This window comes from Candidatus Rokuibacteriota bacterium (genome assembly GCA_030647435.1).
GTDB lineage: Bacteria > Methylomirabilota > Methylomirabilia > Rokubacteriales > CSP1-6 > AR37.
Window position 1 is genome coordinate 1 of the sequence record JAUSJX010000126.1, and the last position, 24,252, is coordinate 24,252.

The 24,252-nt window shown below is 60.9% G+C and carries 21 protein-coding genes; all 21 read right to left on the reverse strand.

What is annotated here, in order from left to right; genetic code table 11:
* Nucleotides 1–152: 152 nt before the first annotated feature.
* The 21 genes from lptG to Q7W02_21760 all read right to left on the reverse strand — a co-directional run bounded on the left by lptG (nucleotide 153) and on the right by Q7W02_21760 (nucleotide 24,201).
* Nucleotides 153–2,459 (reverse strand): LPS export ABC transporter permease LptG, encoded by a 2,307-nt coding sequence (lptG, locus tag Q7W02_21660; GenBank protein MDO8478754.1) that lies wholly within the window; start codon nucleotides 2,457–2,459, stop codon nucleotides 153–155.
* Between the two features lie 48 nt (nucleotides 2,460–2,507).
* Nucleotides 2,508–3,470, reverse strand: a complete 963-nt coding sequence (locus Q7W02_21665; protein ID MDO8478755.1) for a glycerophosphodiester phosphodiesterase family protein — start codon at nucleotides 3,468–3,470, stop codon at nucleotides 2,508–2,510.
* 91 nt (nucleotides 3,471–3,561) lie between these two features.
* Nucleotides 3,562–4,020: a hypothetical protein gene (locus Q7W02_21670; protein ID MDO8478756.1), complete on the reverse strand. Its 459-nt coding sequence runs from the start codon at nucleotides 4,018–4,020 to the stop codon at nucleotides 3,562–3,564.
* A 274-nt stretch (nucleotides 4,021–4,294) separates the two neighbouring features.
* The gene (locus Q7W02_21675) at nucleotides 4,295–4,432 is read right to left on the reverse strand and encodes a hypothetical protein (protein ID MDO8478757.1); all 138 of its coding nucleotides are present in this window, start codon (nucleotides 4,430–4,432) and stop codon (nucleotides 4,295–4,297) included.
* A 31-nt stretch (nucleotides 4,433–4,463) separates the two neighbouring features.
* A complete protein-coding gene (locus Q7W02_21680) occupies nucleotides 4,464–5,414 on the reverse strand; it encodes an NAD-dependent epimerase/dehydratase family protein (GenBank protein MDO8478758.1) in 951 nt (316 codons plus the stop codon).
* A gap of 1 nt (nucleotide 5,415) precedes the next feature.
* Nucleotides 5,416–6,618 (reverse strand): class I SAM-dependent methyltransferase, encoded by a 1,203-nt coding sequence (locus Q7W02_21685; GenBank protein ID MDO8478759.1) that lies wholly within the window; start codon nucleotides 6,616–6,618, stop codon nucleotides 5,416–5,418.
* Nucleotides 6,618–7,550: an NAD-dependent epimerase/dehydratase gene (locus Q7W02_21690; protein ID MDO8478760.1), complete on the reverse strand. Its 933-nt coding sequence runs from the start codon at nucleotides 7,548–7,550 to the stop codon at nucleotides 6,618–6,620. The genes Q7W02_21685 and Q7W02_21690 overlap by 1 nt, the downstream gene beginning before the upstream one ends.
* Complete coding sequence (locus tag Q7W02_21695; GenBank protein MDO8478761.1) at nucleotides 7,547–8,128, reverse strand: SIS domain-containing protein; 582 nt, start codon at nucleotides 8,126–8,128, stop codon at nucleotides 7,547–7,549. Before Q7W02_21695 ends, Q7W02_21690 begins: the two co-directional genes overlap by 4 nt.
* A gap of 23 nt (nucleotides 8,129–8,151) precedes the next feature.
* On the reverse strand, nucleotides 8,152–9,132 hold the full coding sequence (locus Q7W02_21700; GenBank protein ID MDO8478762.1) for a GHMP kinase: 981 nt from the start codon (nucleotides 9,130–9,132) through the stop codon (nucleotides 8,152–8,154).
* 16 nt (nucleotides 9,133–9,148) lie between these two features.
* Nucleotides 9,149–10,045 carry a class I SAM-dependent methyltransferase gene (locus Q7W02_21705; GenBank protein MDO8478763.1) on the reverse strand — a complete coding sequence of 299 codons (897 nt, stop codon included), beginning with the start codon at nucleotides 10,043–10,045 and terminating at the stop codon, nucleotides 9,149–9,151.
* Complete coding sequence (locus tag Q7W02_21710) at nucleotides 10,042–10,773, reverse strand: glycosyltransferase (GenBank protein MDO8478764.1); 732 nt, start codon at nucleotides 10,771–10,773, stop codon at nucleotides 10,042–10,044. The genes Q7W02_21705 and Q7W02_21710 overlap by 4 nt, the downstream gene beginning before the upstream one ends.
* Nucleotides 10,770–13,007, reverse strand: a complete 2,238-nt coding sequence (locus Q7W02_21715; protein MDO8478765.1) for a hypothetical protein — start codon at nucleotides 13,005–13,007, stop codon at nucleotides 10,770–10,772. The genes Q7W02_21710 and Q7W02_21715 overlap by 4 nt, the downstream gene beginning before the upstream one ends.
* Nucleotides 13,008–13,032: 25 nt before the next feature.
* Nucleotides 13,033–14,004: a GDP-mannose 4,6-dehydratase gene (locus Q7W02_21720; GenBank protein ID MDO8478766.1), complete on the reverse strand. Its 972-nt coding sequence runs from the start codon at nucleotides 14,002–14,004 to the stop codon at nucleotides 13,033–13,035.
* Between the two features lie 64 nt (nucleotides 14,005–14,068).
* Nucleotides 14,069–14,332 (reverse strand): hypothetical protein, encoded by a 264-nt coding sequence (locus Q7W02_21725; GenBank protein MDO8478767.1) that lies wholly within the window; start codon nucleotides 14,330–14,332, stop codon nucleotides 14,069–14,071.
* 51 nt (nucleotides 14,333–14,383) lie between these two features.
* Nucleotides 14,384–15,622: a class I SAM-dependent methyltransferase gene (locus tag Q7W02_21730; GenBank protein MDO8478768.1), complete on the reverse strand. Its 1,239-nt coding sequence runs from the start codon at nucleotides 15,620–15,622 to the stop codon at nucleotides 14,384–14,386.
* Between the two features lie 25 nt (nucleotides 15,623–15,647).
* Nucleotides 15,648–19,109 carry a glycosyltransferase gene (locus Q7W02_21735; protein ID MDO8478769.1) on the reverse strand — a complete coding sequence of 1,154 codons (3,462 nt, stop codon included), beginning with the start codon at nucleotides 19,107–19,109 and terminating at the stop codon, nucleotides 15,648–15,650.
* Between the two features lie 56 nt (nucleotides 19,110–19,165).
* Nucleotides 19,166–20,563, reverse strand: coding sequence for an FkbM family methyltransferase (locus Q7W02_21740; GenBank protein MDO8478770.1), 1,398 nt, complete (start codon nucleotides 20,561–20,563; stop codon nucleotides 19,166–19,168).
* 58 nt (nucleotides 20,564–20,621) lie between these two features.
* Nucleotides 20,622–21,173 (reverse strand): hypothetical protein, encoded by a 552-nt coding sequence (locus Q7W02_21745; protein MDO8478771.1) that lies wholly within the window; start codon nucleotides 21,171–21,173, stop codon nucleotides 20,622–20,624.
* Nucleotides 21,174–21,216: 43 nt separating this feature from the next.
* The gene (locus tag Q7W02_21750) at nucleotides 21,217–22,023 is read right to left on the reverse strand and encodes an ABC transporter ATP-binding protein (protein MDO8478772.1); all 807 of its coding nucleotides are present in this window, start codon (nucleotides 22,021–22,023) and stop codon (nucleotides 21,217–21,219) included.
* A gap of 3 nt (nucleotides 22,024–22,026) precedes the next feature.
* A complete protein-coding gene (locus Q7W02_21755) occupies nucleotides 22,027–22,764 on the reverse strand; it encodes an ABC transporter permease (protein MDO8478773.1) in 738 nt (245 codons plus the stop codon).
* Between the two features lie 267 nt (nucleotides 22,765–23,031).
* Complete coding sequence (locus Q7W02_21760) at nucleotides 23,032–24,201, reverse strand: glycosyltransferase family 1 protein (protein ID MDO8478774.1); 1,170 nt, start codon at nucleotides 24,199–24,201, stop codon at nucleotides 23,032–23,034.
* Nucleotides 24,202–24,252 lie beyond the last annotated feature (51 nt).

A 24,252-nucleotide genomic window follows, 5' to 3' on the forward strand; every position in this document is an offset into this window, starting at 1 on the left:
AGCCTGCTCTATTCACGAACGCGTGTTCCGCGTCCTATGCGCCCCCTCACCCTGTCCCTCTCCGGGGGCGAGGGGATCGAAACGGCTCCCTCTCCCTCGGAGAGGGAGAGGGTCGGGGTGAGGGTGGCGCATGTGTTCACGCATAATCCGGGCTATGTCCGGACTTTGAGGAAGAGGGCGCTGCCCAGGCCGAGAAAGACAACGTTAGCGGTCCAGGCCGCCAGCGCCGCCGGCAGCAGATCCGCTCGTCCGAAGGACAGGGCGATCGAGTGCACCACCCAGTACCCCACGGAGATCACGATCGCCACGCCGATGCCGACTGCCCGGCCGCTGTTCCGCGGAGAGACCAGGGCGAACGGGATGGCCACGAGCGCCATGATCACGTGGACGAGCGGGAAGGACAGCTTCGCGTAGAGTTCAACAAGGTATCCGCGCACAGGATGGCCGCTCTCCCGGAGCCGCTTCACGTAGGCACGCAGCTCGAGGAAGCTCATGCTGTCCGCCGGCTTCTGGAGCTGGGTGAGGTCATTGATGTCTTCGGGCATGTCGACCATCCGCTGATCGAAGCTCTCGGACTGAACCCGGTCGGCGGCGTCGACGCGGCGCAGGACCCCCTTCCTGAGTCGCCAGCCGTCGCCGGTCCACTGCGCAGCGCCGGCATCCAGCCGATCCAGGAGGCGAAAGTTCCGGTCGATGTTCAGCACGAGCAGGCCATCGAGAGATTGCTGAGCCGGATCGAGCAGCGCGATGTGAATGAATCGAGTGTCCGACAAGTGGTACCAAATCTGACCTTGCTGCTCGAGGTGGCGGGGCCGCAGACCCCGGATCTTGACCCGATCCACCTCCTCGGCCTTCGAGGTGATGCCCGGCAGCACCGCCTCCTGGAAGATCAACGCCCCCACGCTGATGCACAGGGCCAGGGCCAGGACGGGCGCGCTGGTCCGGTAGAGGCTCACGCCCGCGGCCTTGAGCCCGTCGAGCTCCCGCTGGCGCGTCAGCGACAGGAACAGGAAGACCGTCGCGACCAGCACGATGATCGGGAGCCCCTTGTAGAGCTCCCGGGGCACCAGGTAGAGGAAGTGCTGGGCGATGTAGCTGAGTGGCGGCTTGATCCGGAGAAACCGGTCCAGGCTCTGGAGGATGTCCACGAGGAGGCTCAGGACGGCGCCCACGAAGCAGCCGATGCCGAGGAACAGCAGGTACCGGCGCAGCAGGTACCGGTCGATGATGTAGCTGGAGGCCCGCGGGCCGCGGAGGCGGGCGGAGCGCGAGGCCCACCTCGGCCACCCGATCCAGCCGGGCCAGCCGCGAGGCAGCCTTGCGGTAAGCCCCCAGAGACGCTCCCCCCAGGCCGAGGGGATCCCGAGGGCCGCCAGCCGCAGCAGGCCGGCGCCCAGGGCCAGGAACAGCGCGTTGGGCAGCCAGATGGCCAGCCCGGCCGGCAGCCGGCGATTGAGCGCCATCCCCTCGAGGGAGGTGATCAGGATGTAGTACGACGCGACGATGCCGAAGCTCGCGGCGAGGGCCACCGCCCGCCCGCCCCGGTGGGAGCGGATGCCGAGCGCGAAGCCCACGACCACGAACACCAGCGCGGCCACCGGCAGCGCCAGGCGCTTGTGCAGCTCGACCCAGTACGGCGCCGCGGCCGTGGCGTCGAGCGTGGCGGCCGTGTCGATCAACTGCCCGACCGGGAGCTGTTTCTCGGGCTTCTCGGGCTCGGCCACGCGCGAAAGCAAGGACTCCAGCGGCAGCTTCATGTCGTAGAGGCTGAATGCGGTGTACCGGAAGCGCCTCGGGTCGGCGACATCGGTCTCATTGATGGACCCGTCGATGAACCGGAGTGTGACCCGCCGCTGTCCCTCGTCTGTGAGCAGCCGCCCCTCCCGCGCCAGGATAATCCGTGACAGGGCCGGGTTGCGTTCGTCCGACACCAGCACTCCCGTGAACGCCACCTGCGAGGCGCTCAGCTCCTCCACGTAGATGACGAGGTTGCCGAAGCTGGCGGAGAAGGTGCGCTCCTGGATGCCGGTCGTGGCCCGTGTCTGCAGGATCTTGAACAGCTGGCGTTGGAACGCCCCGGTCGACCAGGGCGTGGCGACCAGGGTGAGCCAGGCGATGGCCAGCGTCACGACCACCCCCGCCGCCAGGAAGGGGCGCAGCAGCCGGAGCGGGCTCACCCCCGCCGCGTTGAGGGCGGTTACCTCCAGATCGCTCGCCAGCCGGCCGCACGCCAGCAGCACCGCGACCAGCAGCGCCATGGGCAGCGTCAGGGCCAGGAACGCCGGCAGCATGAAGAGCAGCAGGGACAGCACGAGCTGGAGCGGGACGTTCTTGGTGATCACGAGATCGGTCAGCTGGTAGATCCGGTCGATGACCAGAAAGAAGGTGAACACCCCCACGCCGATGGCGAAGGGCCCGCCCAGCTCCCTGAGGACGTAGCGATCGAGGATTCGCGTCACGGCCCGTCCATCCGACCCCGCAGGTCAGTCCGTAGCGACTGACCGCGTCTACCGCCCATTCGTCGCGACCCGGTGCATCAACCGCACGGGCTCATCCGTCTGGACAAAGTCCGGGCGCGTGCCGAGAACCCGCCGGATGGCAAGAGAGTTGAGCGGTGGCACGAGCCGCTCCGAGCGCAGGACATTCATGAACACCTTGCCCCCTTGGGCCTGGAGGTCGGACACCTGTTTGGCGCCTAGGGGATCCGTATGGAGAATCTCGGGCAACCGCCCGAACACGGCCTTCGTGCTTTCCACCGTGACGCGGGTGTCGAGCAGGCGGACCATCACCATCATCTCCGGGTATCGCCCCTTCGCCCGCGCAGCGGCCTGCATCTGCTCCCCCCTGTTCACGAAGAAGATCACGTCGTCGAAGGACCCGTGGGCATGGATCCAGTCGGCGAGCCGACTCACCAGGTCGACCTTGAAGCCCACGGTCAGCACGGCGCGGCCGCGGACCAGCGCGTACAGATCGGAGAATCGGGGCAATGGCTCTCCATTCTTGAGGAGCGCCTGGGCGAGCCGAGCGGCCGGGACCTCATCGATCCTCCCCTGCAGCGTCGTTTCCCTCCGGAGGTCCCGGTCGTGCAGCACGAACATCTCGTCGTCGCTGGAAGCACGGACACTGATCCCGACGATCGGGACGCCGGCCGCCACAGCTCGCGCCACCGCGGCCCGACTGTTCTCGGGCGCGCCGAATCCTTTCGCGCGGTGCGCGACGACGAACGTCCGATGACAGCCGGGATCCCGGACGCACGCGGCAATGTCGGCAGCCGACGGCCTCGGCAGCTCCGCGAACGCCCACCCGCCACCCACACCCAGAGAAGGCAGAATAAGCAGGCTCCACGATAGGACAAGCACGACCAGGGCCGTCGAACAGGGCGGGCGCGACCGTGATAGGCCCCACTTCGGGCTGTGCGGCTCGGCTTCGGGCCACCGCGCAACGGTCGGGGACGCGTTCTGGAGCCTCATCCGATAGTGTTCTCCTTGCATCCATCCTCGCCAGGCCATTCATGCCCCCGTGAAAGGACTGGGTTCGCCTGACCCTGTCGCGATTGAGACGCTACTCCACCAGCACGGGCACGGTTAGAACGCTCGCCTTCTTCCCACTGAACCAGGCGACAAGCTCTTGAACCATATCGAACTGGAGACGATACCGTCCAGGCTTCTCTGGCGCCACTACCAAAGCATCGAGGGTCATGGTTTTGCCGGGATGCAGATCGCCTTTGAGCCGTGTTCGAACCCCATCGGCCACGACCACTCCCCCCTCCACGTCGAACCAGTGATATGCCAGCGCAATGGTGTTTCGCCCGTCCGAAGTTGCTCTGGCCGGCCACGGCTCCATGCCGGCATTCTTGATCCTAATGACAGCCGTCATCTTTGACCCCGCCTTGACGCGATCCGGTACCTTCACCGGCTCGTAGACCACGTCCATCCCGATGGATGATAAAGGCTTCGGCTCCAGGACAGCCGGCGGCGTCGACTCCCCACAGCCTGCAAGGAGCGCAGTCACGACGATCACACAGGCTAACACCCACGAATGTTCCGGCAGACCACGAAGCCGCCTACTGCTTTTGCCCATCTAAATCGGACCCGGTTTCCTCGACACAACGGAAGCGCGAGAAGCCCTATTTCGGGGAACAGGTATGGCGCCAGCGACGAACTGCGATCCTGGCTCAACTGCGGCCCTCAGATTCCGACCGTACGGAGCGAATGGTCATGCCGCAGCCCTCTCCGCCTCCACCGGGCCTGCGCGGCGGCCCACACCCGAGCAGCTCGACGAGCCCCTCGGTGTTCTAGCGCTCGATGAGCTCCTCGATGATTCGCCGCGGCTGCGCCGCCTCGAGGTTCCGGAAGCTGTAGAGGTAAATGCATTGTCCCTTCAGCGTCCGGATGAACCGCGCCATGACGCCGTTGAACTCCGGTTCGCCCACGCACGACAGATCGAAAGACGCTCGCGCGGGGTCAAGTCACACGGGACCTCCTCCCCCGCCCTTCACTCTTCAGGTACGCCTGCGACTCATAGAACCACCGCACCGTGCGCTCGATTCCTTCCCGAAGCGGTGTAAGCCGGAACGAGGGCAGCAGGACCTTCACCTTCCCCATGTCCAGACACTTCGACAGCGCGCCGACGTACCGGCTCGTGTCGTATTCGATGCGCCCGGCGGGATAGCCGACGACCTCACAGATCACCTCCGCGAAATGGCGGATCGTGTGCTCCTCCCCGGCCCCGATGTTTACCAGATCGTTGTCTCGCGACTCCGCCAGCCGGTACAGCGCGTCGACGAAATCGTCGAGGGAGATCACCTCGCGTTTCTGATGGCCGTCGCCCCACAGCACCACCGGCTCGTCGAATTCCCGGCCCCGGATAATCTTTTGGATCAAGTCAAAGATGAAATGCATCTGCCGGCCGTCGGTGTGGTAACCGGGCCCGTACAGCGTCGAAGGCACCGCGTAGAAATAGCGAAGGCCAAACTGCTTGTGCAGCGCGAGCAGGCCCGCGTATAGCATGCGCTTCGTCATCGCATAGGTGTACAGGCTCTCGATCGGCTCCCCGAGCATGTAATTCTCTTCCCGGAGCTCCGTGCCCGGCGCGTAGGAGCAGCTTGTGCCCATGCAGATCATCTTGGCCTGGGGCTGGCGCCGCTGCCACCACTCCAGCACGTTCGTGTTGATCAGTTGGTTCAGGACCCATTGCTCGCCGGGATGGCGCAGGCAGAAGTCGCCGGCCTGCGTCCAGGCTGCCAGATGGTAGATCTGATCGTAGGAAACGGGCTCCAGGTGGTCCAGGCTCTCACGGCGCGTCAGATCGCAGTTGCGCGAATTCAGCCGCGTCACCCGGTGGCTCCGCTCCTCGAGGTATCCGCAGAGCGCGCGCCCGAGGAATCCCGAGGCCCCAGTTACCAGAATTCGCAACTCAGGCCACTCCGGGATCGACCGGAAAGTAGAATTCCACGCCCCGTTCCAAGAGCCCCCTGTTCCGCTCGAGGATCTCGCGCTTAAAATTCCACGCCAGCACGTAGTAGATGTCGGGAGGCTCCATGAGCTCGCTCTCCATCACCACCGGGATGTGCATGCCGGGCGAGTAGAGGCCCCGTCGCAGCTCATTCTTCTCCACTAGGCACTCAATGTAGTTCGTCCCCACGCCGAAGTAGTTCAGGAGCGTGTTGCCCTTGACGGGAGCACCGAGTCCGAACACCCGCTTGCCTGCCCGCTTCGCCCGCTCGAGGTATTCGAGCTCCTCCTCCTTCTTGCGAACGATCCTCCGGGAGAACTCCCGGTAGGTGCCGATGCGATTGCTGCCGTCAACGTCCTCTCGCCGCCGCATCTCCAGCAGGCGCGGGCTCGGTTGGCGTTGCCCCCGGTGCCCGACGAAGCCGACAATCGAGCCGCCGTGGATCGGCGCCAGGTACGCGTCGAACATGGCCAGCCCGTGGCGGTTCAGCAGCACCTCAACGGTCTCCAGGGTGTAGTAGAGCAGGTGCTCGTGGTAGATCTGGTCGAAGGCCAGGTTCTCCACGATCCGCTTCATGTAGAGAAACTGCACGACGAAGACACCATTCTCCTTCAGGCCCTCCCGGATCGCCTCGGTGACGAAATGCAGCTCCTCCAAGTGGAAGAACACGCCGGCGGCGTTGATCACGTCGTATCGCCGCCCGATCTCGCGCATCGTTTCGAGGTTGAAGAATCGGTTGAGGGTCGGTACCCCGGCCTGGACGGCGATCTGCGCGGTCGTCTTGGACGACTCCACGCCCAGCACCTCGTAGCCGAGGGCCTGGAAGTGCTTCAGCTGGGTGCCGTCGTTCGAGCCGATGTCGAGCACCGACTTCGTGTGGGCCCCCCGCAGAAACCGAGCATCCACCTCCTCGGCCACCCTCCGGAAGTGCTCGCTGAGCGACCTCGTCACTCCGGAGAGGTAGGTGTGGTCGCCGAACATGACCTCTTTCTTCACCGTGTAGTCCAGCTGCACCGTCGCGCATCCGTTGCAGTAGATGGCCCGCAGCGGATAGAACGGCTCGCGCCCAATCTCCTCCTTCTTCAGGAAGTGATTGCACCAGGGCTGGTGGCCCAGATCCACGACCGGATCCAGGTCCGCCGAGTCGCAAACGCGACAGAGCATCAGACGTTGCCGTAGCGGGTGTTGCGCAAGATCGTGTAGCCCTTCACCAGTTCGCGGATGCCGCGCTCCAGCGACCACTCCGTCTTGAACCCAGTCTGGGCCAGCCGCGCGTTCGAGACGATGTAGTCTCGCTTGTCCGGGTCCTCACCGACCGGCGCCTCGAGATAGACGAAGTTCGGCAGCACCTTCTTGATCTCGGCACACAGCTCGAGCTTGGAGAGGTTTGCCTCGTTCAGTCCCACATTGTAAGGCTTCCCCCGCATGACCTCGAAGTTCTCGATCGCGAAGGCGAATACCCGGGCCACGTCGCGGACGTGGATGTAGTTCCGTTTGAAGTGGCCCTCGAACACCACCACCGCCCGGTCATGCACGGCCCGGTAGACGAAGTCGTTGACCAGCAGGTCGATCCGCATCCGTGGTGACATTCCGAAGACGGTCGCCAAGCGGAACGTGATGCTGTTCTCCCGCTGCAGCACCGCCTTCTCCGCTTCGACCTTGGTCACCCCGTAGAGCGAGATCGGCCGCAATGGCGTCTCCTCGGTGCAGAACCTGTCCTTCTCGCCCACGCCGTAGCCGCTGTTGGTCACCGGCATGAGGATCCACTGCTGGCGGCTCGCGAGGCGGCACAGCATCTCCACCGCCTCCTGGTTGATGCTCCGGGCGCCCGCCGGATCGCGGTTGCAGAGCGGGGCGCCGACCAGGGCGGCCAGCGGCACGATCACGTCTACCTTCGCCACCAGCTCCCGCATCAGCGGCTCCTCGCGGCAGTCTCCACGGACCACGTCGAACGAGTCGGAGGCGCAGCACTCGGCGAGGCTGTTCTGGCCGAACATGAAGTTGTCCAGCACCGTGACCTGGTGCCCCTCACGCAGGAGGTGGGGGGTCAGCACCGAGCCGATGTAGCCGCCGCCGCCCGTAATCAGGATCCTCATCGCCCGTCACCGTCGGCGAAGGCGTCCTCGACGCGCTCGCAGATAAAGTGATAGAGGACGATGTGCATCTCCTGGATGCGCGGCGTCGACCGCGAGGGCACATCCAAGAGCACGTCGCTCAGCCCGGCCAGGAGCCCTCCGCCCTCGCCGGTCATGGCGATGACCGAGAGGCCGAGCTGCCTCGCGGCGCCGGCGGCGGCGACGACATTCTTGGAGCGACCACTCGTCGACAGGCACCAGAGCACGCTCCCCGGCTGACCGAAGGCCTCCACCTGGCGGGCGAACACGGACTCGAACGAGACGTCGTTCGCCCACGCCGTCAGCACCGACGCGTTGGCGGAGAGGCAAATCACCGGCAGCCCCCTGCGCTCCCGGAAGAATCGGCCCACCAGTTCTCCTGAGATATGGAGCGCGGCCGCGGCCGAGCCGCCGTTGCCGCACACGAGCACCGGCTTGCCGACTCGGAGCGCCGCTACAATCAGGTCGATGGCCTGGCGTACCCGGCCCGCGAATGGCTCGCGCCCGAGCTGCTGCAGGGGCTTGACGAGATCGGCGATCTGCGTCTCCAGTTCACGCATGACGTTTCAGTCTCTCCGACGCCTCATGAGTGGATGATACCGCTCCCAGGAGAATTGATGCTGAAGCGGATCTCGGTGTGGTCCTTGAGCGCTTCGCGGACCTTGGCCTGCCGCTCTTCGGGAACGAAGAGGAGCATGAAGCCGCCCCCACCGGCGCCGAGCAGCTTGCCGCCGAGGGCGCCCGCGCTCAGGGCCCGTTCGTACATCTCGTCGATCGCCGGGCTGCTGACGGCCGGATCGAGGACGCGCTTTTCCCGCCACGTCTCGTCCAGCAGTTCGCCGAACGCCGCCAGCGACCCGTCCCCCGTGAGCACGCCGTGGGCCTTCTCCACCAGGGTCAGCATCCGCTTCAGGTTGCCCTCGATCCGGTGCAGGTTCTCGATCTTCCTCTTCTCGATCTCCCTCGCGCGCCGCGTGATCCCGGTGAAGAAGAGCAGCAGCGAGCCGTCCAGCTCCTGCAGCTTGGCCTTCGAGACCGCGACCCGGTGGACCACGAAGTTGTCGGCGCCCGAAAACTCGATGACGTTCAGGCCGCCGTAGGCGGCGATGATCTGGTCCTGGAGCCCCACCGCCTCCCCAAGGATCTCACGTTCCACGTGGATGGCCAGGCTGGCCAGCTCGCCCTTGGGGATGAACCGGCCCTGATAGGCGTTCAGGGCGTTGATCATGCCGACTGTGAAGCTGGACGACGATCCGAGGCCCGAGAACGACGGCAGGTCCGCGGTGAGACTGATCTCGACGTCCCGCTCGATCCCGAAGTACCGCAGGATCTCACGAAAGGGAACATGCTCGATCTCGGCTAGGCCGTTCACGCACTCCACCTTCCGGTAGGCCAGTCGGATGGAGTAGTCGAAGAGCTTCGAGGGGAAATGGCTCACCGAGTGGTAGATAAACTTGTCGATGGCGGTCGCCAGCACCGCTCCCCCGTGCTCTCTGAAGAACTCCGGGAAGTCAGTGCCGCCCCCGAAGAAGCTCACCCGCAATGGCGTCTGGCAGATGATCATCCCCTCGCCCGTCCGTCTACGCCTTCCGGAGAATCAGGTGGATCCCGCCACCATCCTCCGGCCGCCAGTCCTTCAACGACAGCCCGTTCCCCCGAACCATGTCCCGGCGCGTGAACCCATGCGGCTTCACCTCGACCAAGCCACGCGTAGTGAACTGAGCCAGCCACCAGTCCCCCGGCTTGAGCGTCCGATGATACACGGCACCGGTCAGCGGATTGCCGTCCGGAAGCAGATCAACCGAGCCGATGAAGTACCCCTCCGGCTTCAGATGCCGGTGGATGTTACGGATCAGGCCGTCCAGCGCCTCTTCGGGGATATGCTCCAGAACCTCCCAGGCCGTGATCACATCGAAGAGGAACGCGCGGTCATGCCAGTCGGTGACCAGGAACGGCTTGGTGATGTCGCAGGTGAACAGGTGAAAGGGGATCGTGTCCCACTCCCCCGACCGGAGCCGCTTCGACGTGTCCGATCCCTCCAGCCCGATCGCGATGTGGCCGTCCTCGAGAAATGACCGCACCATCCCGCCGCCCGCGCATCCCAGATCCATCACCGCGATGCGCTCCGGGAAGCCCAGGGTCTCGTACAGCTTGAGGTTGAACCGGTAGTTCACCGAGTTGTCGAATACTGTGCCCCGCGGGTAGCGGTGGTCATCGCTCCCATGAGCCACCGGATAGTCCGACTTCACCTTCAGCCGGAGTCCCTCGTTCGCCGTCCAGTAGGCGAGGTACTGCTGTTTCCACAACGTATTGGCGCGTCGCTCTTCGGCGCTTTGCCGCCGCGGCGACAGTACTTTGTCCACGATCTCTACGGCGTGAAAGAAGAGCGGGGTGAGCACCGGCGGCTGCCGGGTCAGCATATATGTCTTCGCCTTTCGATAGTACCGTGTCGCCAGCCCCACCAGGGCCTCTCTCATACCCTGAACTCGCTCTTCAATTCTAGCAGGCCACGATACGCTTTCACGCATTCCCAGAGGAACCGGTTCGACGGCAATCCTCGGCTCACCCCGAACTTCCGCCGTCGGTGCATCACCCGAACCTGCTTGATCGCATAGTTGTTCAGCTCGGCCCTCAGCAAGAGCTCCGCGTTCAGCAGGGTTGGCATGCACCGAATCGTCGGGAGGAGTTCCCGAACCACCTCCCGCTTCACGAGCCGGAACGCCGAGTTGATGTCACTGTAATGGACGTCGAAGACGACGCGGGCGATGTAATTGAAGACCGCCGACGCCGCCTTGCGGGCGAAGGCGTCCTGGCGCCCGATCTTCGCCCCGTGAACAACGGAGAATTCGTTCGCGAACGGCACCAGCTTCCAGAACTCCGACGCCACGTACTGCCCGTCGGAGTCGGTGAAGAACACCCACGGGCATTGGGCGGCTAGATAGAGCCGCCTGGCGGCTGCCGCGAACCCGTCCTTCGTGTCGTTGTAGCGGACTTGAATGAACGGGTACTTCTCGGACATCCGGCCCAGGATCTCGCGGGTTCCGTCGGTGCTGGCCCCGTCGTCGAAGAGGAATTCGGAGCCCTCCGGTAGGTACCGAAAGACGTCCTGGACCCACTCCTCGATGACGTCCTCGATGATGTCGGCCTCGTTGCAGACCGGCATGAGGATGGACACCGGTCCGGGCACCGTCCGTTCGCCTTTCATCGCGTCCCCTCCGTCGCGCTCTTTGGCAGCCGCACGACGATCGACTGCCAGGCGATCAGGAGCATCCGCGGGTCGTGTGGACTCCGCAGCACAGGATCGAGCGAGCTTGTGAACTTCACGACGTTTCGGCCTGCCCGCAACGAAAAGGGCTCGGTGACCAGCATCCTCTTCGTCTCCGAGGAGCGCACCGGCTGGCCGTTGACGGCGACCGAGATCGTCTCCCCGTCGCGCCGCCACAAGTAGCGCGTTTCCAGGCTCACCTTGACGCCCTCCGTCCGGCTATCCACGAAAACCGAGCACGACCGTCCGTCGTTGCCGCACCACCGGTGCGTACGCTCGCTTCCCGACCACCCTTCCCCAGGACTCAGGGTCAGGTCCGAGTCGGCGCCCTGATAGAGCACGAACCACGGGTTGATGTCGTACTTGATCTTGTAGTCGGTCGCCTCGACGAAGAATATGTCCCGGGCGCTGCTCCGCGCCGCGGGTGTCATGGCCAGATAGTAGTCCTGGCTCAGAAACCCGACGGGTCTCCCTCCGTAGGGGAACCGCTGGTATACTTGTGGCTTCCGCATCGTAAAGTAGTTGATCCAGAACAGCGTGAAGTTGTCGGTGTCGAGCACGTTGATGCCCTTCACGAAGGGGAGGCTCTCGATCTTCTTCAGCTCTACGATCTCCTCGGGCAGGACGAAAGCCTGCTCGGCCATGAAGCGCACCAGGTCCTTGTCGCTCTTCACCGACGCAACAGCAACGGCGATGAAGCAGACGCCGGCGAAGAGCACCTTCAGCCGGCTGTCCCGCCAGGATGTCGTCTGGAAGCCCAGCGCGAGCCCGAGGAGCGTCACCCCGCTGAACGTCGCGGTAATCTTGGAGCTCCGATAGCTTCCCAGGATGCCTCCCTCCGATCCGACGACGGCGAAGTACAGCCCGACCAGGAACAGCGGCACGAACAGCCCGAGCAGGAAGCTGAGGTGCGTCCGGCGCTCCATTCCTCTCGCTGCATGGACCACGGACACGACGAACGCCGCGACGGCCATCGCCACGAACCAGGCGCGGCCTGAGGGCATTTGGCCGGCGAGGAAGATGCGCGCCGGATCCGGACCCACGGCGTCCGACGAGACCACGCCGCCACCGACGAGGACGTCGGGGCTCAGCCAGGGGATGAACCAGCCGTTGTTCCCCCCCGCGAGCCAGCTGAGCGCGATGCCGATGCTACGGAGACGGAAGGGGTTCAGCAGTAGGCTCACCCCGAGCAAAACGAGCACCACGGCCGCCAGCTTCAATCCCTTGGACAGTCGCCGCGCTACCACCTCGTGGACCGCAGTATACGCCACCAGCAGCGCGCCGATTACCAGCAGCATGAAGTGGTAGGTCAGCAGCAGCCCTGAGAAGAAGATGACCACGGCCGGCGCGAATGGCAGGTAGTCCCGGACCGTGCTCCCCTCGCGCAGCGCGAAGGTGTGCAGGAACAAGAGGGCCAGCATGAGCCCCATCGAGATCATCTGGCCGCCGAAGCTCTGCCAGACCGTATAGACGACGACCGGATTGATGGCGTAGAGGAGCGTCACTCCGATCGCGCTGGCGCGGGAAAAGGCCAAGCTCTCGCGCGCCAGCAGATAGAGGAACGGGATGCCCTGGCAGGCGAGGACGTTCATGACCAGGCTCTGCAGCTTGTAGGGCTCGGAGCTCAGGATGGAGCTGGCGAAGGCGACGATGGCCGAGGGCCCGAACCACACGTCGTCGGACGTCCAGGCAAAGTGTCCGCCCTGCCCGAGGAAGCCGACCTGGCTGTTCCGGGCGAACTCCTGCAAGAAGCGCGAGGCTCCCGCCAACTCCGCGATGTCGAGGTTGCCGAGGGACAGCGAGGTCGCCTGCCCGTGCTTGGCCAGGAAGGGAATCGAGACCACGACGAATCCCACCACCGTCAGCGCGGTGATGAGGCCGACCCTGGCGTTGCAGATCTCGCGGACTTCGGCGGGAGCCCGAAGCACCCCTACCGCGTAGAGCGCGAGCAGGATCACGGGGAGGGCGAGGACGGAGAACGCATAGGCGCTGATCGGGGCCAGATTCGACCGGTAGCCGTAGTAGGTGACGAAGACGACGTAGCAGTAGCCGATGGACGGCGCGAACGCCAGCGAGTACCTCTTCAGTGGCCGGGGCAGCCAAGCGAACGAAAAGGGCAGCCCGCAGACGAGTAACAGCAGCCACGAGAGGACAGAATAGTAGTAGTACTCCATAGCCCCAGGCCCGTCCGACCCCGTCCTACAGAGTCGGAACCCGAACCCGACGACGCCAGTACTCGAGTGTATCCAGGAGGGTCCGCTCGAAGGAGATTGCGGGCTGCCAGCCGAGCTCCTTGCGGACCTTGGAGGCGTCACCGAGGAGGTGGGGTACGTCGGAAGGACGGAGCCGCGCGGGGTCCTGCTTCACTACAATTCCCGAGACTCTGGCTTCACGCAGGAAAAAGTCGAGAACCTCCTGGATCGTCCAGCTCCGGCCGGAGCAGAGGTTGTACACCTCGCCGGGCTCTCCACGCTCTAGCAAGAGCCAGTAACCCTGGACGATGTCACGCACGTCAGAGTAGTCCCGCCGGGCCTCAAGGTTTCCCACATGGACCACCGGCTCGCGGAGCCCCGCCTCGATCTCGGCGATCTGCTTGGCGAAGTTGGAGGTCACGAAGACGTCGCCCCGGCGGGGGCCCTCGTGGTTGAAGGCGCGGGAACGGACGATGGGCAGGCCGTAGCTCTTCCAGTACTGGTAGCCCATCAAATCCTGTGCGACCTTGCTGACCGCATAGGGGGAGAGCGGGCGCAGCGGGTTCGTCTCCTTGATCGGTAGCTCGTCCTCATGGACCAGACCATATTCCTCGCTGGAACCGATCACGAGAAACCGAGGCTTCTTCGGGCGAACCCGGATCGCCTCCAGGAGGTTCACCTGACTCACCGTGTTCGTGTAGAACGTCTCAGCCGGCGTCTGCCAGGAGGCCGCCACGAAGCTCTGGGCGGCCAGGTGGACCACGTAGTCCGGATTCGCCGCCTCCACCAAGCCCTGCACCGAGGAAAGGTCGCGGAGGTCGGACTCGATCAGCTGGATCTGCGATCGGAGGTGCTCGATGTTCTCGGTCCTGCTCCGCCAGCGAATCGAACCGATCACCTCGACCCCTTTGCCCAGGGCATACTCGGCGAGATGACTACCGACGAACCCGGTGATACCAGTGATCAGCACTCGCGTCATTGCCACGCCATTGCTCCTAAGAGGAAAGAACGGCATCTCACTTGTCTGCCTCCCGTTACCCGTCTCAGCGCTTAACGATCTCGATCGTCGGACATGGGGAAATAATACCACCTCCCCTGTCGAGCGACTCTCTTTCCCTTTCGAGGAATTCCCTCTTGAAGTGCCACGGCAGCACAAGGTAGTAATCCGGCTTCATTGCTCTCGACTCGCCCTCGCTGATGATCGGGATGTCCGTTCCCAACGCCCGTGCGCCATGTTTCCCCAGGTTCCGGTCGGCCGCATGCTCGATGATGGTGTTGTCAAGAAATGCAATATTACTAAAAAGGATCGCACACCCTCCAGATAAAACATACCCCTTCGTAACGCATAGCGCCCTCCTTCAAACAATCTCAATTTCTGGAAATGGGAAGATCATCTTTCCTCCGTTTGCCAGATATTCTTTTTCACGATCGAGTATTCCAGCTTTAAAGTGCCAAGGTAAAACGAGGAAATAGTCCGGTTTCATCGAACGAGCCTCGCGTTCGGAAATGATTGGGATATGTGTCCCGGGGGTGAAACAACCGAACTTATCCGGGTTGACGTCCGCGATCGCAGGGACATCCCGCTCCGAGAACCCGCAGAACTGCAAGACCACATTGCCCTTAGTTGACGCCCCGTAGCCAAGCACTGTTTTCCCATCGGCGACCAATGCGCGGATCAAACGAACCAGGTCCTCGCGATGCCGAAATGCCCTCTCTTCGAATTCGCGGTATGGTCTCGGTGTGCTGAGTCCCATACGCTCTTCCTGTTCAAGAAGCCAGTTGATCACCGCGTCATTCGCCTTAACCTTTCGATTTCCCACCTTAGCCACGGAAACCGCAAAACTGCCGCCATTCACCGCGTTCATCACAACATCGACGATCTTGAGCCCCGCCATTTCCATGATTGTCTTAACTACGCCGAGCGAGTAATACTCCAAGTGTTCGTGGCAGATGGTGTCGTACGAGTTGAGACGTAACATCGACGGCATGTAGCTCTGCTCAAAATGCCAAATGCCGTCTTCAGCAAGCACTGATTCGATCTCGCAAGCGAATTTTGCGGGGGCTTCAAGATCGTAAAACATCGCTATCGAGGTGATGATTTTTGCAGGCTTCGACTGAACGGACCGGTAGGCTGCCGAGGAGAAAAAGTCCGGAACGAGTCTAATATCGTTGCTGTAATACTGTCCGAACTTCCGACCCGTCGGGTCGATTCCGACTCGCTGTATGCCGGGGGTGCGGTAAGCCCTGAGCGTAGTCGCATCGTTGCTGCCGATGTCGAGCACTATGTCTCCTTGACCCAATGGTATCGTCCGCTCTAAGTAGCGGACCTTTTCTGTCAGATGATTCACCATCGACTGGTTCAGCCCCGACCGATACCCGTAGCTATTGCCATACACTTCGTCAAGATCATAGGAGTGCCTCAGCTGGAGCAATCCGCTGTCGGGGCACCACACTAGCTCCAAAGGCCCCGACGTCACCTCCACGTCGCGGCTATTCGGGAAAACTCCCGTCAGCACCTGATTACCCAGGTTGAGTACCGAAACCAGACGGCTACTACCACTGATGCGACATTCTTTGATCTCACGGTAATTCGTCATGAATCACACTCCATTGGCCAACTCACTAATAACCTTTCTCAACTAGGCCAAAGCGTGTAAGAAGCTCCGTCGGGGGCGCGTCGTTGCGTACAAGTCCTTCGTCATATGCCCGTTGATATATCTTTACGAACTCGCCCAATTGGGCCTGGAATTCTGCTAGATGCTTATGCCTTCTAACGAATCTTTCAAAGGAAAAACGATCCCGATTTCCCGCGCCATCATCGAAATATATCACCGGAAGAAAATGCAACGCCCCCGGAAGATTGTGCACCCGCCACCGATCCACCTCTGCTGGATCGGCCCCTCGCAACTCCGCCAACTCATATAACTCCGGAAGCCGTTCAAGAACCCACAACGGCGCGTGCTTTACCCACGATACGTTCATATTGACCACTACACATGGCTCGCCGATCCAATACCCCATTTCCCGGAACATGTAATTGCAGACGTAATAAGATGTTGGAATACAGGTCAATAATGATGAGAACGGCTGCCCAACGATATCCTGAGAATAAGCTTTGATCGCATGGTCCCGCCTAAAAACGAGACAATAAATCGCTGTAAAAAAGTTTTCGCTCATGGTTGCAAGTTCAGCAATCGGAGCGCAGCGGTCCTCACTGAGTGGAGTAATAGGGATCGCGCTTGAGACAAATTCATCGATATCTTCGATAGTCCGCGGCGCATCATGGTGCGTATAGGCGTAGTTGAGATAGATTAACGCAAGATTAGGTCTTTCAACAATGACCCCTAAGATCTTTTCTAGCGCGCCCGCCTGCAAGATATCATCGTCCCCGAGTAGCCATACGAATCGCCCGCGGGCATGGTGCACGGTTTCTCGCAAATTCCCGAGCATCCCAACGTTCACCGGGTTTCTAAAATACCGAAAACCAGGAAACCCACGGTATTGAGCTGCGACCCTTTCGGTATTATCAGATGAGGCATTATCGCAGACTACAATCTCAACCACGTCGGTATAGGGCGAGACAAACTTCGTTAGCTGTTTAAGGCTCACATCCAGCCATTCCGACCGGTTGTACGTTGTGATGCATATTGACAGCAACGGCGAGTAAAGCTTCGGCGCTAGCGGCATCGCCGGGTTTGGTTGAAATGGCGCGACCGACCGGTCCGCCAGAACAGCCAGCACTTCCCGGCTGTAAGCCCGCCACGTTTTGAACGTCCTTGATGTTGCCTCGCGACCGAGCCGTTCTCTTTCGACCTCGTCATCGATGAGTTTCCTTATTGCCTCGGCCAACTGGGCTTCGTCTGCCGTATCTACGAGAATACATCCACCCCCTTGGGCAGCCTCGACCATTGCTCCCCGGTCCCGGCAGATGCACGGTTTCCCATGCCACAAGCTTTCGAGAATCGGCAGCCCAAATCCCTCTTCGAGTGATGGATAAACAGTAAAATGACATGCCGAATATAACTCCCTCAATCGTGCATCATCGACATGGCCGATCCACTTTATTGCCGGGTTTAGACTGATATATCCTTCAACTTCCTCGCGTAGGTCATCGGCCACCCGGCCAACCACTGTCAATTCCGCCTTTCTCGTACTGTGTTCCATGGCGGCGAGGAATGCCCTAAACATCTTAGCGTGGTTCTTCCTTTTCTCAATCGTGCCCACGCTCAAGATACTGATGACGTCGCCCGAGGGCTCTTCATACCGAGTCGTTCGCGGTACATCGATAAACTCTCCCGGGAGACTTATTGCGATCACCCGGTCGTCCAAATCGATCAGACGCGTTTTTTCGCGAACCAAGAAGTCGCGTAAATCCATTCTGCTATGCTCCGAGATCGCAATCACGAGGTGAAACCGATCCAGCGCCCCCATATAAGCCGTATGGAGTGTTGTCGCTAGCGGAGAGCAGCATTCCGGCATCTTGTATGGAATCGCATCGTAAAAGAGAATCGAGGAGCGTATCCCTAAGCTTGCGGCGTACTGAACGACACAGGGGAGATCTGGCCCGGAAGGGTAGGCCGTCAACTCCGGAATCAGAAGCCATGTACTGGGCTTATCGGCAAAGTCATCGGATAAAGTCCAAGCATTGGGGTCAGGGCCGGACCAGCGCGCGAGATATTCAAGGTCCGCATGTGTAGGTGGAACGAAAACCGATTTTTGCGCATCCCATTTCACCGGCACGAGTTCAACTCCCTCAGCGATTAAAGACTTTGCCAGAAGGCGTGTTACCCTCTGAATCCCCGTGTTGTACGGAAATATACAGGTGTGCTCGACCCAATATAGAATCCGCCTGACCTTGCTGACTGGATCGGAAATTTCGTCGAGCAGCAGAGAGATTTCCGTCGCGTACGCGTCCCACGTCTTTATCTTTCGGGTTAATGCCTCTTGAGCCAAATCGCGCCACTGGTTCTCATCAGTCGCCAATCGCTCCATTGCCGTCGCGATTTGGTCAACCGATCGGACATCAACCTGCAAGCATCCCCCTTCGCGGGCTACCTCATCCATCGCGCCAAACTTGGCGCATACGCACGGCTTGCCGTGCCACAAACTCTCCAAGATCGGTAGGCCAAAACCTTCCTCGATTGACGGAAATACCGTGAACTTACTGCGCCGATACAGCTTTACAAGCTCCACATCTTCGACATACTGGAGGTAGCTGATTTTTGGGTTACGCTGCGTGGCTTCCAGGACGCGCTCCGCAACCGCCGGATGCAGATGCCCTACGAGAACCAGGCGAAGTGAACGTTCGGGATACTTGACACAGAGCCGATTGAAAGCATCAATTAACGTGATCTGATTTTTGTGAGGTTCTACTGTCCCGACTGACAAAATCATGGTCTCCGCAGAGTCCTGCTCTAATCGCTGTGCCCTTGGGCTCTCTGGAATTTCTCCCGGCAAACTAACTGGCCGAACAGTAGGCAATGTTCGGTCGTCGAAACAAATGAAGGTTCTGAGATAAGCGACATAATCATCCGCTGAAAACTCCGAAATCGGTATAATCAAATCTGCCATTGCTATATGTTGCATGTATGCTGCGTGGGCTTCTGCAGCGGTCGCGTACTCTGGAAGTTTTAGCGGAATTGCATCGTAGAAAATGAACGCAGACCTCAACCCGTAATGCCTTGCGTAGAGTATTGGATCGAGCGTAGGCGGCGACTCGTGATATGTGATGTGGGTCACCTCTGGCACGATAAGCCACCCTTCACCAGCGACGAAGTGTGGTGCCTCGTGCAATTCGCAGACTTCGCCCACCGCGGGATATTGCGCAAGAGAGGTTCTGTCTAGTTGCGGGCCGCTGAATCGAGAAAAATGCTCGAGCTCGTCCCTAGTTACCAAGACAAGACTCTTTCGCTCAGAATTCCACCCTACAAACACGACATTTTTATCGTTATTCATAAGAGCGCGCGCAAGACAGCGCGTGACCCGTTGCATCCCGGTATTCGACGCATACTTGGCTGTATGGTCGATCCAGTAATAAATCGGGTTCCTTTTCATGGTCTGATTGTTCTCCAATCCATATTCCATGTTTCAGATCGTCTTATTAAGTCGGTTGTTGTAGCTACTTCGAAGAGCCGACATTCTCAAACTGCGCTCTGTCCTTGGCGATGCTCTGTCTCGCTACGTATTCTCGCTCTCAGCGCTTCGACATCAACGACCGCTTGCATCGATTCAATAACAGCGAATCTCCCAACACGCTCCCCCGAGTGATTTCCAGTTGGCGCCTGAACCGCCGGCGAGAGATTCGATGTCGGGGGGGTGTCCGCGCCGCGCGGCGGGTCGAGGGAGTCTGCATTGAGCCCTACCATCGACGCCTCAGGTGTCACCGATAGAAACTGCCTGATGCGCCACCGCAACCGGGGCCAACGCATCATCAGCCTTCGTGCAAGCCGACGCAAAGCGGGACGGTTCGCTGCCCGGCGCCCTGCCGCTCGCAGCGGTTCCCTAGGCATTCGCACTAGATAGCTCCACGCGCCAAGCAATATGTGCACGCTCAGAACAAACCGGCGTTTAGCAGCGCGCAGCGGGGCAGTCATACGCCAAGAGCGGCTGTTGTAATACAACTCTATTGTGCCGCGCAGTTCGGTGGCAACCCGGCGCTCTTCAGCGAGCTGCCCGCGCAGCCCATCGGTTTCCCGGGCAAGCCCCTCGCGTTCGGCTTCCGTCCGTCCCACGCGCTCGCGCAATGTCTCGGCATCACGCCGGGTCTCTTCGAGCTGCCCGCGCAGCCCATCGGTTTCCCGGGCAAGCCCCTCGCGTTCGGCCTCACGACGCGAAGCGTGCTCTGTTGCCCGCCACTCCTGATAACGGATGTAATGGTCAAAATAATTAGGGGGAATGGAGAACATGCTCTTGAGCGTCGCATGTTCGGTCGCGACGTAAAAACGATTCAATCCATCGAAATATGCGAACTCGTACCCCCGGTTCGTCAGCAGGTGCTCCCACTGTTTGTGCGTGGTAACTTGCGAATTTGGTTCCGTCGCTTCGACAAGAATGATGTGTGGCCGAATGTCCGTAAGGCTGATACCGCGTAAGACTTCCGCTTCAGCTCCCTCGACATCGACCTTGAGGAAATGCACTTCTTTCACACCGGATTCAGCGCAAATCATATCCAGCGGCTTTGCGAGAATCTCATATTCCCGCACTTCGAAACCCTGCGCGGCATGCTGTCGCGCAAAGTTTACGTCCGCGGTCGACATGCCCGTGTCTCGGACCTCAAAGAATCTCACATTGCCAGTTTGCGACGATGCCGCAAGCTGCAAGTTGATGTCCTCCGGCCTGTCCGCAACGAGCTTCTGAAACCAGTGCTCGACGGGTTCAATGTTGATACCGCGCCACCCGCGCTCGTAGAACGCCTTGGTTACCGAATCGAACAGTGGGTCCTGTGCGCCAACATCAATATAGAAGCCTTTGTCGACCCCTTTCAGGGCCCGAAAGAGCATGACATCTTCGTAGTTCTGGGCGTAGGAAATGAACGTCATAGATACGCAAGCTCAATGGTGGGTAGAAGCCAAGCAGATTCGATAAAAAATATCCTTGTCATAAGTCGACGCAGTGAATGTAAAGACGAGTTCCCGCCACTCGTAATTGTTCACGCACCCGTGCCGCCTGCGTGTCAACCTGCGACTGTAGCGCGGCTTGTGCCGCCCCCACCCGCGCCGCGCCCTCTTCCCGGACCGCTGCGAGCGCCTGCTCCAATCCCTCGGTCCGCCCCCCCAGCTCCGCCACCCGTGCCGCCTGCGCCTTCAAGCCCCCATGCAAGGCGCGAAGCGCAGCAAGACTGGCGTTGTTGAAGACACGCTGGTCCCGGGTAATGATTTGAGCAACCCGAAGAAACAATCGGGCAATAACTATAGCCAGCCCTCGCTTGATCCCTTGCTGTCGGGTCATCGAAGGCAGACTCAAGCCAACGCCGTGAACCTCCTGCGCGGCCGTAAGGACTTCGTCAACGACGCCGCCGTTCGCGGGGGTGGGAGCTTGGCCCGCTGGATTTGCTTCGCTCGCGTGCTTCGCGCCCTGCGCCCGCCGCAGGCGCACTTCTTCACGGATACCCTGCATGAGCTCATCAATGGTAACTTCAGAATTCGCCATATGGAAAGGCCGTGGTCCCGTCGTCATTTTCCCCGCGTTGATCTCAGTGCCCCAGTTTGGACTCGCCGCCGATTGCGCTGGAAGCTCGATCGCCAGACTCAGAGTGAGAACGCACCTCGTGAGTGTATGCTTTCACGACCGTGGCCGGGTTCCCTTTCATCTTCAGCAGCCCAGCATCCAGCCACACCGCTTCGTCTGACCAAGACTGAACCAGCTCGGGATCATGGCTCACGAGGATTATTGTCTTGCCTGACGCCTTGAAATGACCCATCCGGTCAATAGATTTTTGACTGAAGGCTGCATCTCCAACCGCCAGAACCTCATCGATCAAGAGCACGTCCGGATCCACATGGACGGCTACCGAGAACCCAAGACGCATGTACATGCCGCTGGAATACGTTCGGACGGGATCGTCTATGTACTCCCGGAGTTCGGCAAACTCGACGATCTCATCAAGCTTGGCTCGAATCTCCCGCTTTGTCAGACCGAGGATGATTCCATTGATCATCACGTTTTCCCGTCCGGTCAGCTCGGGGTGAAAGCCGGCACCCAGCTCAATGAGGGCCGCCACCTTGCCGTTCACGGAGATTGTCCCCGCATCAGGCTTCAGGATTCGACTGATCACCTTAAGCAACGTGCTCTTTCCGGAACCGTTTCGACCGATGACCCCCAAAGTTGCCCCGCGTTCTACCTTCAGGTTCACATCCCTCAGAGCCCAGATGACATTCTTGGTGGCATCCTTTCGGTGCCACAGGTCCCGCAAGAAATAGGACTTCAACGTCGTAGCGAGCGGACGCTCGGTATGCCGTCGATACTTCTTTGATACGCCCAATAATTCAACGGCGACCATCCGTTACACCTCTTCGGCGAAGACGTCCCTGCGCGCCCCGAAAACAGCCAGGCCGATCGCCAGGAACGCAACGGACAAGCCGGTCAATATCATTAAGCTGGCCATCGAAGGGATCCGATTAGAAAAGAACATATCTTGATATGCCGTGATCAATTGAGCCATGGGGTTAAACTTCACCACGGGACGATACCTCTCCGGCACCATCCCAACGGGGTAAAGGATTGGCGTAACGAAGAACCAGATCATCAAGAAGTTCGGCACAACATGAAGAAGGTCACGGAACTGAACCGCGAGCGACGACACGATCAGCGCCAGCCCGTAGGTGAACAGCAACTGAATAGAAAGGATCCAGGGGAAGAAAAGTAATGGCCACGACAGTTTTATTCCAAAGAAGATTAAGAAGAGGAGAAGGATCGGAATGCTCAAAAGATAGTGCACCATGTTGGAAGCGACGTACACTAACGGAAACATCTCCGAAGGGAGGTAGACCTTTTTGATAAGCCCGCCATTACTGATAATGGAGTTGGTGGCTTCATTCAGTCCTGACGAGAAGCAGTTCCACGGAAGAATCCCGGACAGGAGAAAGACGGAGTAGTGCTCCATGTCAACACGGAAGTACACCGAAAAGACCCAAACGTAAACCACCATCAGAACCAGCGGGTTGACAAACGACCACAGAAATCCCAGAGCGGTTCCGCGATACCGGGCTTTGAGTTCCCTCAAGATTAAGATCTGAACCATGCCACGGTATCGGTAAAGCTGAGTTGCTGACTCAATTATGTTTATTTATCGTCCTTTTCTGGCAATGGCGCGGCCAAACCACTCGCGGATCTTTCGCTTGTTTCAGGTCCCATAGTACGGCGGGAAGGGCCCGCCGCCGCTGCTCCGTGCGCTCCCGACCCGGATGCAAGGCGTCCGGATCACGAACCGGTTGTCCACGTGGCCGCCCGTCGCCGGCGCGCCGGGAGGGACGCCCGGGAGAGTCACCGGACCTTCCTCGAGGAGCCGTTACGATCGCGCAGCACCGGACACCGGCCCCTCTGAACACCGAGCTCTTGACACCTCGTCGATCACCCCGGAGATCTCCGCTCCGGTCCTCTTCCAGCTAAACGCCTGCGCCCGACGCACGCCCCGCTCCCGAAGCTCCTCCCGCAGCTCGCCATCTGACAGCACGCGGTACATCGCATCCGCCATGCTCGCGGCATCATAGAGATCAACGAACAGCGCCGCGTCCGCCGCGACCTCGCGGAGCGCGGGGATGTCCGAGGTGACGACCGGCGTCCCGCACGCCATCGCCTCCAGCACGGGAATGCCGAATCCTTCCCCGAGGGACGGCAGCACGAAACAGGCGGCGTGGGTGTACAGCCGGCGGAGCGCGGCCTCCGTCAAGTAGTCGAGGAAGGTCACGGCGTCACCCAGGCCCAGCGTCTCAACCCGCTCCCTCACCGCCCGCACGTACGCCGGCCGACCGTGGCCCCGGCTGACCAGGCGACACGGACGGCGCCACCGAAGGATCGCCACAGCGTCCAGCAGCCTGAGCAGGTTCTTGTGGGGAAGCAGATTCCCGACGTAGAGGACATACGCGTCCCGATCACCGCCGGGTGAGTCATCGAATGCCTCTCGACGGTACACGGTGGCGTCGTATGCCGGATGGAGGATCCGAATCTTCTCGAGCGGAACCCCGTAGCGCTCGCTGATGTGCAGCCGGGTGTTCTCCGAGTCAGCCACGACCATCGTCGATGCGCGAAGCACTCGAGGCACGAGCAGGCGGAAGTAGTATTGCTGACGCGGGTACTCCGCCGGAAAGCACAACGGCAGCAGGTCGTGAACCACGGTGATCTGAGGCATGGAGGAGCCCACTATTCTCTCGGGCACGGTGTTGAGGAGAACGGTCACGCCCGCAACACGGGCTTTGAGCCGAAGCAGGCTCTGGACCCAGAGCGCCCGGAGGAAATGACCCCGCGCGCCGTAGTCAGGACGCGAGCAGACGGGCACCCGGCCGATCCGAGCCTTGAGCGATGGGAAGGCTTCCGGGTGGGAGGTGTAGATGACGAGGTCTCCCCAGCGCTGATCGAGCTCGCCCACCAGCTTGATCGCGTACACTCCGAGGCCGGTGGGATTCTCCCCCACGATGGAGGCGTTCACGCCGACGCGGGTACCCCCATTCGCCGAGGTCATGCGGATCGCACACTCATGGTCACCCGGTGGCGATTGTATATGCTTGAGCCC

What these genes read in the sequence shown, in the direction of transcription:
- Q7W02_21665 (MDO8478755.1), bottom strand. Translation starts at nt 3,470, where the DNA reads ATGAGGCTCCAGAACGCGTCCCCGACCGTTGCGCGGTGGCCCGAAGCC.
- Q7W02_21685 (MDO8478759.1), bottom strand. Translation starts at nt 6,618, where the DNA reads ATGCTCTGTCGCGTTTGCGACTCGGCGGACCTGGATCCGGTCGTGGAT.
- Q7W02_21690 (MDO8478760.1), bottom strand. Translation starts at nt 7,550, where the DNA reads ATGAGGATCCTGATTACGGGCGGCGGCGGCTACATCGGCTCGGTGCTG.
- Q7W02_21695 (MDO8478761.1), bottom strand. Translation starts at nt 8,128, where the DNA reads ATGCGTGAACTGGAGACGCAGATCGCCGATCTCGTCAAGCCCCTGCAG.
- Q7W02_21700 (MDO8478762.1), bottom strand. Translation starts at nt 9,132, where the DNA reads ATGATCATCTGCCAGACGCCATTGCGGGTGAGCTTCTTCGGGGGCGGC.
- Q7W02_21705 (MDO8478763.1), bottom strand. Translation starts at nt 10,045, where the DNA reads ATGAGAGAGGCCCTGGTGGGGCTGGCGACACGGTACTATCGAAAGGCG.
- Q7W02_21710 (MDO8478764.1), bottom strand. Translation starts at nt 10,773, where the DNA reads ATGAAAGGCGAACGGACGGTGCCCGGACCGGTGTCCATCCTCATGCCG.
- Q7W02_21715 (MDO8478765.1), bottom strand. Translation starts at nt 13,007, where the DNA reads ATGGAGTACTACTACTATTCTGTCCTCTCGTGGCTGCTGTTACTCGTC.
- Q7W02_21720 (MDO8478766.1), bottom strand. Translation starts at nt 14,004, where the DNA reads ATGACGCGAGTGCTGATCACTGGTATCACCGGGTTCGTCGGTAGTCAT.
- Q7W02_21730 (MDO8478768.1), bottom strand. Translation starts at nt 15,622, where the DNA reads ATGACGAATTACCGTGAGATCAAAGAATGTCGCATCAGTGGTAGTAGC.
- Q7W02_21735 (MDO8478769.1), bottom strand. Translation starts at nt 19,109, where the DNA reads ATGGAATATGGATTGGAGAACAATCAGACCATGAAAAGGAACCCGATT.
- Q7W02_21740 (MDO8478770.1), bottom strand. Translation starts at nt 20,563, where the DNA reads ATGACGTTCATTTCCTACGCCCAGAACTACGAAGATGTCATGCTCTTT.
- Q7W02_21745 (MDO8478771.1), bottom strand. Translation starts at nt 21,173, where the DNA reads ATGGCGAATTCTGAAGTTACCATTGATGAGCTCATGCAGGGTATCCGT.
- Q7W02_21750 (MDO8478772.1), bottom strand. Translation starts at nt 22,023, where the DNA reads ATGGTCGCCGTTGAATTATTGGGCGTATCAAAGAAGTATCGACGGCAT.
- Q7W02_21755 (MDO8478773.1), bottom strand. Translation starts at nt 22,764, where the DNA reads ATGGTTCAGATCTTAATCTTGAGGGAACTCAAAGCCCGGTATCGCGGA.
- Q7W02_21760 (MDO8478774.1), bottom strand. Translation starts at nt 24,201, where the DNA reads ATGACCTCGGCGAATGGGGGTACCCGCGTCGGCGTGAACGCCTCCATC.